Annotated in this window: 10 protein-coding genes; 2 read left to right on the top strand and 8 right to left on the bottom strand. The window is 47.7% G+C overall.

The annotated features are described in order from the left end of the window. Positions 1–107 precede the first annotated feature (107 nt). On the top strand, positions 108–2,276 hold the full coding sequence (gene katG, locus HGP28_RS03445) for a catalase/peroxidase HPI (RefSeq protein WP_168835034.1): 2,169 nt from the start codon (positions 108–110) through the stop codon (positions 2,274–2,276). Positions 2,277–2,438: 162 nt separating this feature from the next. On the opposite strand, the gene HGP28_RS03440 is transcribed toward katG, so the two are convergent. Then, on the bottom strand, positions 2,439–2,687 hold the full coding sequence (locus tag HGP28_RS03440; protein ID WP_168835033.1) for a hypothetical protein: 249 nt from the start codon (positions 2,685–2,687) through the stop codon (positions 2,439–2,441). Positions 2,688–2,917: 230 nt separating this feature from the next. On the opposite strand from HGP28_RS03440, the gene HGP28_RS03435 reads away from it, so the two are divergent. After that, positions 2,918–3,430: a lactoylglutathione lyase family protein gene (locus HGP28_RS03435; RefSeq protein WP_168835032.1), complete on the top strand. Its 513-nt coding sequence runs from the start codon at positions 2,918–2,920 to the stop codon at positions 3,428–3,430. A gap of 127 nt (positions 3,431–3,557) precedes the next feature. Here the strand turns inward: HGP28_RS03435 and HGP28_RS03430 are convergent, their stop codons facing one another. The 7 genes from HGP28_RS03430 to HGP28_RS03400 all read right to left on the bottom strand — a co-directional run bounded on the left by HGP28_RS03430 (position 3,558) and on the right by HGP28_RS03400 (position 12,785). Then, entirely contained in the window at positions 3,558–3,833 is a 276-nt protein-coding gene (locus HGP28_RS03430; protein WP_246225521.1) for a hypothetical protein, read from the bottom strand. A gap of 221 nt (positions 3,834–4,054) precedes the next feature. Further along, complete coding sequence (putP, locus tag HGP28_RS03425; RefSeq protein ID WP_168835031.1) at positions 4,055–5,548, bottom strand: sodium/proline symporter PutP; 1,494 nt, start codon at positions 5,546–5,548, stop codon at positions 4,055–4,057. A gap of 829 nt (positions 5,549–6,377) precedes the next feature. After that, on the bottom strand, positions 6,378–7,190 hold the full coding sequence (locus HGP28_RS03420) for a helix-turn-helix domain-containing protein (protein ID WP_168835030.1): 813 nt from the start codon (positions 7,188–7,190) through the stop codon (positions 6,378–6,380). A gap of 289 nt (positions 7,191–7,479) precedes the next feature. After that, positions 7,480–8,115: a pyridoxamine 5'-phosphate oxidase gene (gene pdxH / locus HGP28_RS03415; RefSeq protein WP_168835029.1), complete on the bottom strand. Its 636-nt coding sequence runs from the start codon at positions 8,113–8,115 to the stop codon at positions 7,480–7,482. Between the two features lie 460 nt (positions 8,116–8,575). Further along, complete coding sequence (locus tag HGP28_RS03410; protein ID WP_168835028.1) at positions 8,576–10,261, bottom strand: flagellar assembly protein A; 1,686 nt, start codon at positions 10,259–10,261, stop codon at positions 8,576–8,578. Positions 10,262–10,464: 203 nt separating this feature from the next. After that, positions 10,465–11,679: a methyl-accepting chemotaxis protein gene (locus HGP28_RS03405; RefSeq protein WP_168835027.1), complete on the bottom strand. Its 1,215-nt coding sequence runs from the start codon at positions 11,677–11,679 to the stop codon at positions 10,465–10,467. Then, the gene (locus HGP28_RS03400; RefSeq protein WP_168835026.1) at positions 11,676–12,785 is read right to left on the bottom strand and encodes a protein-glutamate methylesterase/protein-glutamine glutaminase; all 1,110 of its coding nucleotides are present in this window, start codon (positions 12,783–12,785) and stop codon (positions 11,676–11,678) included. Before HGP28_RS03400 ends, HGP28_RS03405 begins: the two co-directional genes overlap by 4 nt. Positions 12,786–12,788 lie beyond the last annotated feature (3 nt).

Below are 12,788 nucleotides of genomic sequence, written 5' to 3'. Positions count from 1 at the left end.
TGGTCTCTCCACATTGTGTTCAACTCCACCAACTCGGCTGCCTGCCTTTTGCGCAAGCAGTAGCTGTTCTAATCAAGGCACTAGGTCGTTTTATAAGGAAAATAATAATGGACAAAAAACACACTGGCGGTTGCCCGGTTATGCACGGCGCAGCAACACGTAACGACTCCTCAAATGTTGCGTGGTGGCCAAATGCCCTCAACCTTGACATTCTTCATCAGCACGATAGTAAAAGTAACCCACTGGGTGCCGACTTCAACTATCGCGATGCTTTAAAATCCCTTGACGTTGAAGCCCTCAAAAACGATCTCAAAGCCTTCATGACCGACAGTCAAGCTTGGTGGCCAGCGGACTGGGGTCACTACGGCGGCTTTATGGTTCGTATGGCGTGGCACTCGGCAGGCTCTTACCGTATTGGTGACGGCCGTGGCGGTGCGAGTACTGGTAACCAGCGCTTTGCTCCGCTGAACTCTTGGCCAGATAACGCCAACCTTGATAAGGCGCGTCGCCTACTTTGGCCTATCAAACAAAAATACGGTAATCAAATTAGCTGGGCCGATTTAATGATTTTGGCTGGCACCATGGCGTATGAGTCTATGGGGCTAAAAACCTTTGGTTTTGCTTTTGGTCGTGAAGATATTTGGCACCCAGAAAAAGACATTTATTGGGGCGCAGAAGAAGAATGGCTAGCGCCAAGTGGCGGTGAAAATGGCCGTTATGGCAAAGGGGAACGCGACCTTGAAAACCCACTTGCGGCGGTGATGATGGGCCTGATTTACGTGAACCCTGAAGGCGTTGACGGTAATCCAGATCCACAAAAAACAGCGCACGACATGCGTGTCACTTTTGAGCGCATGGGAATGAACGACGAAGAAACCGTGGCATTGACCGCTGGTGGTCATACCGTAGGTAAAGCTCACGGTAATGGTAACCCGGTGAATATCGGCCCCGATCCAGAAGCCGCAGATATTGATGAACAAGGGCTTGGCTGGATGAACCACGCCACACGCAGTATTGGCCGCGATACCATGACCAGTGGCATCGAAGGCGCTTGGACGACCCACCCAACGCAATGGGACAATGGTTTCTTTAGCATGTTGCTATCCCATGATTGGCAGCTCACGAAGAGCCCTGCGGGCGCATGGCAATGGGAACCGGTCGACATTGCGGAAACAGACAAACCTGTCGATGTAGAAGATGATTCCATTCGCCACAATCCAATGATGACCGACGCGGATATGGCGCTCAAAGTGGATCCTGAATATCGTAAGATTTCTGAAAAATTCCACCAAGATCCTGCGTATTTCTCCGATGTATTTGCACGTGCTTGGTTTAAACTGACGCACCGCGATATGGGACCAAAATCTTGCTACGTTGGCCCCGATGTACCAACTGAAGATTTGCTATGGCAAGATCCTATTCCCGCAGGCAACACCGCATTTGACGTTGCTAGCGTAAAAGCGAAGATTGCGGCAGCCGATCTTTCGATTGGTGATATGGTCGCCACCGCTTGGGACAGTGCACGTACCTTCCGTGGTTCCGATAAACGCGGCGGTGCCAACGGCGCTCGTATTCGCCTTGCACCACAAAACGAATGGCACGCAAACGAACCTGAACGCTTACAGCGCGTCTTAGCGGCGCTCAGCCCTATTGCCGCAGATTCCGGTGCAAGCCTTGCGGATGTGATTGTCCTTGCGGGTAATCTTGGGGTTGAATTGGCGGCCAAAGAAGCAGGCTTCGCTATTGAAGTACCGTTCTTTGCTGGACGCGGCGATGCAAGTGCCGAGCAGACTGACGTCACCTCATTTGCAGTACTGGAACCCTCTGCTGATGGCTTCCGCAACTATGAGAAGAAACACTTCGCTGTAACGCCAGAAGAAATGCTTCTTGACCGCGCGCAATTGCTTGGCCTTACTGCCCCCGAAATGACTGCGCTTATCGGTGGTATGCGTGTGCTAGGTACTAACTTTGAGAGCAGCCAGCACGGCGTCTTTACCGACCGCATCGGCACGTTGAGCAACGATTTCTTTGTCACATTAACCGATATGAACTATCGCTGGATCCCAACCGGACGTAATTCATACAACATCGTTGCTCGCAGCGATGAGAGTGTCAAATACACTGCAACTCGAGTTGATTTGGTCTTTGGTTCAAACTCAATGCTACGTGCCTATGCAGAAGTGTACGCACAGAACGACGGTCAAGAGAAATTAGTTCGAGACTTCGTTGCCGCATGGAGCAAAGTGATGAACGCAGACCGTTTTGACCTGCTCTAAGGAACGGGTATAAAAGCTAGCCATAATCACCTACTCAAAAGCCGCTATCAAAGCGGCTTTTTTTCATATTTTGAATATGAAGGCTGAGCAGCATAACGCGCTGCTAGACGGTCCAATATCACGTGCGAGCGCCACCTACCGCTAAACTATTAATAGAGGAGGTTACTCCTCATCACTGTCTTGCGACGATTGAACAATGGTCACAGGGCCATAATAGTGATGGTGATGGTGCACTGTTTTATGATGGTGGTGCGTGCCTCGGTGCGAATTAACGCCACCATGCAAATGGCGCCCATGGCTTGGCTCATGCGCGCGATATTCAAGATGATCTTTGTTGTGCTTGTCATCAGGATCATCGTATAGCTTGTCCATTTTCTCGTGGGTAGATACTTTGGTTTTTTGTTGTGCCATTGCGTTTCTCCTTCCCATAAACACAGCAAAGTTTGGCATGCAAATCACCAAGTGACCCACTTATCTCGTGTCATTGATGAGATTACTCGCAGCTTGATTCAGCATCAGTGCGCTATCGAGACGAAGAAAATAACGTAAAATTATTAAAATGATGAATATTGATAATTTTAGCAATTTCTCTCGAACGACTATGCTTAACTGAGTTTCAACGACACAGTAAAGAGTTCACTATGAATCACACCTACCCTCGCACATTTAGTCACATAGGTATCTCGGTAAAAGACTTAGACGCCGCAGTCAAATTCTATACTGAGGTTTTGGGCTGGTATCTCATCATGCCACCAACCACCATCACTGAGGATGAGTCCGCGATTGGCGAGATGTGTACCGATGTATTTGGTGCGGGTTGGGAGCATTTTCGCATCGCACACCTATCTACCGGAGATAAGATTGGCGTGGAAATTTTTGAATTTAAGAATCAAGAAGATCCGCAAGATAACTTTGAGTACTGGAAAACGGGCATTTTCCATTTCTGTGTTCAAGATCCTGATGTCGAAGGACTGGCAGAGAAAATTGTCGCCGCTGGCGGGAAAAAACGCATGAAAGCGCCCCGTTTCTACTACCCAGGTGAAAAGCCCTATCGCATGATTTATATGGAAGACCCATTTGGCAACATTCTGGAGATTTATTCTCACAGCTATGAATTAACCTATTCAGCTGGCGCTTATCAAAGCGGAAAGTAATGGCTTATCTTCAAGCAACTAGAAAAAACGGCTAAGCAGCGAACGAACAAAGCCTTCGAGCATAGACAAACGCTATGATGAAATAGAGTAAGCCAGCAACGCGATGACTATCGTTGAAAGCGAATAATCAACCGCGAGAATGGGGAAGAAGTGGGTTTGGCTGCGCAATTACTGTGGCCAAATCTCGCTTACTCAAAGCGACATTTTGCGTTTGCTGATTACAACAACGGCAAAAATGCTGTGGTTCCATATCGTAATAGTGAGTACCAGAGACAAACTTGCCCACCATGTGCGCGAAGTGACTCAACTGAGCCGTAACAGACGTGACCTCCGGTTTACATCGCCTCATCACCACTTTATGTGGTGTGTGTTTTTTACACATTGAGCAATAAACCTTTGCCATGATCTGTTCCCTCGCTGCTGCTTTTTCGTTCGATTGCTTATTGTGTGTTAAAAACGTCATAAAAACTAAGCATTTAGTTATTTTTGTGCTACGCGTTCAATTTTTAATGACAATTTGCCAAAATACATTGGCACAGTCTGTAAATTGCTCACACAAAAATGCCCCAACACGTGGGGCATAAACTGATATCGAAATGAAAACACTTTACAGTGTAAATCCAATCATTCTAGTTCAATAAGCTTTTGCTGATACTCAACATGCTGCTGCTTGACTGAATCGCTGGGTGCGCCACTCAATTTGCTTACCACCACAATGGCGATGGTTGAGAACACAATCCCAGGAACAATTTCATACAGATCGAACCAACCGCCAGTCAACTGTTTCCACACCACGATAGTAACGCCACCCACAATGATTCCAGCCAGCGCGCCATTGCGGTTCATACCCGACCAATAAAGGCTAAGCACCACAGCAGGGCCAAATGCGGCACCAAAACCGGCCCATGCATAAGACACCAAGCCAAGCACTGTACTGTCAGGGGTCATTGCCAGCGTCAAAGCAATAATCGAAATAATCACCACTCCATAACGGCCCACTTTGACAATTTGATCCGACGTGGCTTGTTTGTTAAATACCTGTTTGTACAAGTCTTCTGCCAATGCCGATGATGACACCAAAAGTTGTGAGTCAGCCGTGCTCATAATCGCCGCCAAAATCGCCGCCAAGAGAATGCCCGCGATAATTGGGTGGAAAGCGGCATCAACCAGCAGCATGAAAATCTTCTCTGGATCTTCTAATTTGACACCTGCATGATTCGTCACATAGACCAAACCAACCAAACCAATCGTTAATGCGCCAATCATTGAAATGCCTGTCCAACCGACAGCAATACGACGCGCAGTTGTCAGCTCACGGTTAGTACGTGAGGCTTTAAAACGCGCCAATATATGAGGCTGACCAAAATAGCCAAGCCCCCACGCGACGAGAGACACGATAGCAATCATTGATAGCGGCTCGCCTTTCACATCACGCCAAAGGGTCAATAACTCCGGATTAATCGCGTGCATGTTATCGATAAGATCCGCAGGCGTTCCTTCCATCACCGCAATCGGCACGATCATCAGTGCTGCGGCCATCAACAAGCCTTGCACCAAATCCGTCCAAGCGACCGCTAAAAAGCCGCCAAAGAGCGTGTACGACACAACACAAACCGTCCCGATGACCACAGCAATGCCGTAATCCAAACCAAAAACGGTTTCAAACAGTTTGCCACCAGCTACTAAACCAGAGCTGGTGTAGAACAAGAAAAAGAGCAGAACAAAAAAGGCAGAAATGACTTGAATAAGGTTTGACTTGTCATCGAAACGGCGCGCTAAAAATTCAGGCAGCGTTAAAGAGTCTGTTTGAATACTGTATGTACGCAAACGTTTCGCGGTAATAAGCCAGTTAGCCCAAGTACCCAAAAGCAAACCGCCCGCAATCCAAAATGCCTCAATACCGGCAACATAGGCGTAGCCTGGCAAACCGAGCAGTAACCAGCCGCTCATATCTGATGCACCAGCCGAAAGCGCTGCGGGCCATGGGCCTAAGCTACGACCACCTAAAAAATAATCTGACGAGTTTTTGGTCTTTAAATAGGCAAAAACCCCAATACCTACCATGATAATCAGGTACGCAATAAAGGTCGTAGTAATCGCCAAGCTATCTTCTATCATTCTGAAGTCCTCTTTTGAATGATGTTCTCAGCGCGATATCACTGTCATGATGCGGCTAAGCTGTAAATAAAATCGTTGGTTGTGATATACCCAAACAACTTGAAGTTGCAGGTAGGCGGCAAACGAGCAAAGCCTCTGAGCATAGACGAGCTATGTGATGAGGTTTGTGAGAGCCAGCCAACAACGCTGCAACTTCAAGTAGGACGGGTATAAACCCGAGTTGAGATATTGCCTAAACTGGTTAAAGGTACAGCTAAACCCTTTTCACTTTACGTTGTTTGGGTATAGTCGCTGAAGCACAAAGGTTAGATTTCCTTGATCATGCTTTCAGAAATAGCGCAGTGGTTAGGTGAATAAGCAGACATGGGCATCTATACCCAAACAACTTGAAGACTCAGGTAGGCGACCAGCGAACAAAGCCTCTGAGCACTTCGTGAACACTTCGTGAACATAGATAAACTATGTGATGAGGTTTGTGAGTGCACGTCAACACCGCTGCAACTTCAAGTAGGACGGGTATATTCACCATCAATATCCCTTCTATGGCTAGGTATTTTGCAGCGACAAAGCCAACTTGTCAAAAAGTCCGTTTAATTTGTGAAAAACTCTATTTTTACACTTAGATTTAACCAGTTATAACCAAAAATTTTAACTTTACGGCGAGCAAAAATCGACCTAAGCGTCTGACTAGTCCAAGTAAATTGCACATATCACGTTGTATAGGTCGATTGATCGTTAGTGGGAATATTTCAGTAGATGGGCAAATGAGCGCACTGGCACATCTGCAATGTGACGTTGTTTGGGTATAAATGAATGTCAGATCGAAAGGTCAACAGGCCGTAGAGATCTGCTTTTTGTATTGCGATGGCGAGATCCCCTGTAAGCGAGAAAACGCATGAGTAAAAGTGCTTTGTCCGGAAAACCCTGTCAACTCGGCAACTTGCCCTAGTGTTAAATGTCCTTGTTCGATCAATTCGCGCGCGCGATCAACGCGCTTTCCTAACACGTATTGATGCGGTGTGACGCCAATTTGATCTTTAAATACGCTGTGGAATTGACTCTCGCCCAAAAGAACGCTGCCCGCCAGTTGAGCGACACTGATCTTGCGGCTGAGATGTTGATCGATATAGCGGTCAATTGCATCAAGATCGAAACGCGGATCGCGCCGAGAATGATCAAAACTGCGAATGTGTCGCTGCAATAACGCCATCACCGTATCGTTACACGCTCGGCTGAGTAACAGATCATTCGGACTAGATTGCATTTCTGCCACCAACATTTGGATCAGCTTTTGAATTTGGCTATCAAGCTGAAAATAAAGATGGTGGTCCGCTAAATGATTCAGTGCTTGTAAGGCCAATGGATCGTCCTTGCCGGGTATGGGCATATTAAGAACCAAAATATCCGATTGTCCAATCACACCACCAAACGCATGATCAGAACACGCGGTTACCACACACCCTTGTCCTGGCCCAACCAGATTGCCTTTGCCACGCACTTCAAACTCTGCTTGGCCCTTTAAACCAATCACAATTTGAGTGTATTGGTGATCGTGACAATCCATATAAGACGGCAAAGTAATTAGCTCTGCAGGCTTTGGTGAAGGATAAATTAATGGCTGATCAGCTACGGGATTATTCATGATGCATCAAAGGTGAAAGGACGGTTAACCAAGACACTGCGCATCATATACCAGCCGCGAATATTTGCCCATACTCGCCGCGCTTAACTCAAATACGCGAGTTCTCGACCTCGTGGATAACCTCTCGATCTTTAAGACATATCGCATGATCATACTTCCGGAACGATGATCATGCGATATCAAGTTACGGACTGTGGATTTTTGATTTTATGCTCAAACAATTTGGCCAGCAGATAGGCGCTAAACGAACACCGCCGCCGCGCCAAGGCGTGTCGCTCCCATGACGACTTTAAGGCGCTAGGCGATCAATATGCCAGCCACCTGACTCTCGGCTGAATAAGAAGCGATCGTGCAGACGGTGCTCGCCCCCTTGCCAAAACTCAATGGTTTGGGGGATCACGCGGTAACCGCCCCAAAATTTCGGCACCGGAATCTCACCTTTCGCAAACTGCTGTTTAAGCTCCAAAAACTTACCTTCCAACACACCGCGAGCCGAAATTCGACTGCTTTGATGACTGGCAATCGCGGCTAATTGACTCTCTTTTGGACGAGAGGTGAAATACTTTATGTTTTCAACCGTTGAGAGTTTTTCTGCAACTCCAGTAATGTGCACCTGACGTTCGAGTGGGTGCCATGGAAAGTGCAAACTCACCTTATGATTATGAGCAATTTGCTCCGCTTTTCGACTGGCCAGATTGGTATAAAAAACAAAACCATTCGCCTCAACGTTTTTCAAAAGCACAATACGTTGAAAGGGCTGCCCCGTCTCATCGACAGTGGCAACTGTCATCGCCGTTGGGTCGGTCAATTTGGCATTTACCGCTTGCTCAAGCCATAGGTTAAATTGCTCAACTGGATTGGCCAGCAAGTCTTTACGACGTAAACCGCCACGTGAATACTCACGGCGAATATCGGCAAGTTCCATCTTATCTCCTCATTTTTTCAGTTGATTGTGCGCTTAACCGTGGTGAAACTCAAGCACCTCGCCGACGCCTTATAATGAGAGATTTAGCTCAAAAATAGACTTTGCTCAATTTTAGGTCAAAGAGTGTGCAGTAATCGAAGGTTACGTTTCAAAGAGAAGGCTAAACTGCGACCGCCGCATGCCTGTGTCGCGGCAATGGCGTTTTTTGCTTACTGGCGCTTATCAGTGCCAACAATGCGTTACATCAATCCAGCCCAGTAATGAGGTAATTCGCGATGAAAAGACACAACAAGCACTGGATCAGACGGAGCAAACTCTCAAGAAAACGACGCTGCAATTGGCACTTTCGAGCATGTGCTCTCACTTAAATATCCTGCGCCATTGCCAAACCGCTTGGTGCTACTGACTGATTGACGACTGATAAACACAGAGGCATGGGGAGAATCAAAAGACCCTATTATTAATGTGGCTCAAGCGTAATATCTTCGGCTTTCATTGCCGTATTGGCTCGAATTTCATATTGATTAAAAACGAAATTCCCGGCACCTGTCGCACGTTTGATGATCATTTTTTCATCACCAAATTGAACCGTCACTCGAGTATGAACTTGCTTTAGCGCTTCTATCGTATTGACGGTGAGCAAACGTTCCAGCTCGGCTTCAAATGCCTCCAGCTCAGCTTGCGCGCTGGCAACCGCTTCACTGTTTTGTGCCTTCAGCGTATCAATCTCTTGCTGCGCATTAGGATCCCGCTCAGATTTGGGCGTTTTTTTCAGCTCTAACTCCTTACGAATCACCGCCATGGTTTCCGCTTGAGCCTGACTGTATGCGTCTTTAAGTTGCTGCTGTTTCTCTTTCAAGCCCGCATAACGATAAAACCCATGCACTAGGGTCGCAGTATCCCCTTCAACGCCTAAGGAGACGCAGCAAACCCGCCCGCCAACCAAAGCGGTGCCACCACTTAGAGTGCCTGTACGCTGCTGCGGATCAACCACCGTCAGATCGCCACCACAGCGTAAATTGTTGTTCATACAATGCAGCTGCAATTCAATATCTTTCCTTGCAGAAAGCTCGGCAAACTGGGCGTAGCTTGCGACAATTGAGCCATTTGATTGGACCACACAAGAACGCGCGTCCTCCTCCCCCACATTGTGCCCGATGATACCTTTACCCACGATAATATCGTCTTTTGCTTGCACATTGGCCGACTCAATAAATCCACCAACCGTTATCGAGCCTGCCGCTTTGACAACCATGCCGGACTCAATATTGCCGGTGATCAATAAATCACCGTTAAATGAGACATGCCCTGTTGCAACGCTGACCTCCGTCATAACAAGCGCATCATCCACTTCTACCACACCATGCTTGATCAAAGGGGTACCAGGTTTGGTCGCGACTAACAGGAGTGGATTTGTCGTACTGACCTCTGTGCCTTTGCCGCCTTTAAGTGACTTATCTTTACCTGGTTTGGGGGCTATCACACGTCCCTGAACCGTAAATCCAGCCAGGCCCGGTGTCGCAGGTTCTAAGCGCATAACCGGTTGCCCTTCCTCAACAGAGATGGTTTGGCCCAAATTGCGCATGTCGACTTTGCCGTCATTCTCGTGTGATTGTTGCGGCCGTAGAATGCGTTTTGTGATGTCTTCCACTAGAGGTATAAAACGGGCGTCTTCACCATTGACCGGTTGTTTTCCCGCCGCAACCACTTGGGTAAAACGCTGCCCCGCGCTGAGTTGGTTACCTTTGACCAGCACCTTTTTTAACGCAAGCTTATTGATACCCTTTTTGATTTGATTCTGCGCCAAAGCCTGCACAATATCGTGGCCACTGACTGAGTTACCGCCGTAGCTACCGACGATGGTAATTGATGCCAGCATGTCTGCCTGACTCAATTCCACCTGAATTTGAGCGTCAAGGCGCTGAGCAATGCGTATGCCTTCATAAGCGTCAGGAAATTCGCCCAAGGTGGCTTCGATAAATTGGATGATATCTTGCTCATGAAGAAACAATTTCTCTGCATCCATCGCGCGCAATTGCGCATCGAGCGTGCGGCGTTTTAACGGTTCAGACAGTTTCCGATCGCGGGGTAGTTTGGCGATGATATTGTCATGTTTGTCATCCCATGACAGGCAATATTTCCACATAAATAAAATTGGCGGCCTACAACTATGATGATCCCAGTGTATTAAATCGCCAATTAACTGCCCATAATACAATAATAAATATCGGCACTGCGTCACTAATCGACACAATTAATCGTAAACACCGAGAGGTGCATCAAATCCAACTTTTTATACCCAAACGACTTGAAGGCGTAGGTATCACGCCAAGCATGTGCCGATTGTGTTTAAAATAGTTCCACCTCCCCTTCTTTCACACTGGTCTGATTGGCTGCGGCATTATCACGGCGTTTTTCTTCGTCTAGTAAAGATTCTATTCGTAGCATCAATTGCTGCTCACTCAGCTCGCCAGAAAAACAGCCGGCTAGACCATGTTGAACTGCCTCGAGCGTCGTTATACTTTGACTCGCATAGTCACCTTGCTGGGACACAATATCGCTAAACTGTAACGCTCGCACGCCATCAGCCACACGCCGTGTCATCTGTTGCCCCAGTTGGGCTACCGTGTGAATTTCTGCTTCAATTTCCGTGTTCATTTGCTGAACACCTCGCAGCATCTCATCGACTTGTTGTTTTGAGTCAATGGCATCATGGACATCTATCGCCGCCATTTCACTCACCGATTGATTCGCATTCGCTACCGTATTTTGTGCGACATTAATTTCTTGACCGATTTGCGTATTGAGCTCCGCCGCTTTGAAGGCAAGCTCTCGCACCTCTTGCGCAACCACGGCAAATCCGCGACCAGCATCCCCGGCGCGAGCCGCTTCAATCGCAGCATTTAACGCCAGTAAATTGGTCTGTTCGGACAAATTACGAACCTGCTCAAGCAATTTAAACACTGCCGTCAATTTTTCCGACATATCCTGAATACTCGTCACGGCAGACTGACTACGTTCAGCTACTTTAGAGAGAATATCAACGTAATTATTAATAATGGCTTCCGTTTTTGGCAGCACCTGCGTCAAGCTGTACTGGCTATTTTGATTGGCCAGCAATCCATTGACCAAACTGTGTGTCACCTCGCTTTGTTGTTCACACACATCGCGCAAACCCAAAAAGCTCTTATTTAACGTGTCGGTCGATTCTTGTAATACTTGTCGTTGCCGAGCCAAGGGATCACGCACGCGCTCTACAATAACGGCCAGTAACGTCCCTAGTGGTTTAGAAACGCGAGAAAAACGCGCCTGCGACCCATTGCTATTCAAAACGTGCGACACGTGTTCCCGTGACACGTTATCGTCTTCGTCTTGAAACGCCGCTTTTTGGGCTGACGTCGTATCAAATGGCAGAATAAGCCAAGGGATAAATGACGCCATGGTCAACACCAGTAACGCTATCGTTCCATCAAAAACGGTCAACGCAACCACAATGATCCCAAGTTGAACTAAGGCCAAATAAAGCCTGCCTGAGAATGTTGAAGTGGTTTTTCTCTGATTCATCGTCTCTCTCTCTCTAATGAAGCATGACTTGGCCGCTGTAACCGCTCACAAATTGCGCGGGGTATTTGGTGTAATGGCTTCACTTTCATCGCAGCACCGAGTTCTACAGCTACGCGGGGCATTCCCCACACCACCGAGCTGTGTTCGTCTTGAGCGATTGTCAAAGCGCCAGCTTCACGCAGCGCCAGCATGCCGCGCGCGCCGTCACGCCCCATTCCCGTCAAAAGTACCGCTATCGCTTTTTTGCCACAGTTGCGACACACGGAATCAAACATCACATCCACCGACGGTTTATGACGGTTTACTGGCGGCGAATCCTCACGGCGAGCATACAAGATGCTGCCTTTTCGAGTGACACATAAATGACTGTCGCCAGCGGCAACGTAAGCGTGATTCGGTTGCAGTTGTGTAGACATTTGTCCCAGTTCACACACGGTCAATTGAGACGCGCTATTTAACCTTGCAGCCCATGCGGCTGAAAACAGCCCACTGATATGCTGAGTGATGACAATCGGTGGCATTTGCGAAGGCAGAGCACTTAAAAGCTGTTTCACGGCTTCCGTTCCTCCGGTCGATGCCCCTATCGCGATAAGATCAACATGACTATCGCTTGGATTCGGTACTGACGTATTTGCGGAGTTCAACGTTACCGACGATGACAAATCTGATCTCTGCTCTGATGCCGATGAAAATGGCTGAATGATTTGCGCGCTGGCTGCCGATTTGATTTTCTCGTTCACTAATCGTTTGTAGTTAAGAAGATCCGCCGTGTCATCCACCGCGGGTTTGGGAAAATAATCAATCGCACCCAGTTCAAGCGCTAACAGCGTCGCATTAGCGCCATGTTGCGTGAGGGTTGAGATCATCACCACAGGCATGGGCCGTAAACGCATTAAATTTTTCAAAAACTGCACACCGTTCATTTTGGGCATTTCAATATCAAGCGTTAGCACGTCAGGATTGAGCGCCTTGATCATCGTTCTGGCTTGATAAGGATCTTCTGCACACCCGACCACGCTAAGATCGGGATCCGCTTCGATGATCTCACTGAGCAGCGCGCGAAATACGGGTGAGTCATCAACAACCAGCACTTTAATTGGACGCATGAT

Source organism: Vibrio agarilyticus (assembly GCF_012641465.1).
GTDB lineage: Bacteria > Pseudomonadota > Gammaproteobacteria > Enterobacterales > Vibrionaceae > Vibrio > Vibrio agarilyticus.
The sequence above is the reverse complement of the archived record's forward strand: the minus strand, read 5'-3'. Positions and strand labels throughout refer to the sequence as shown.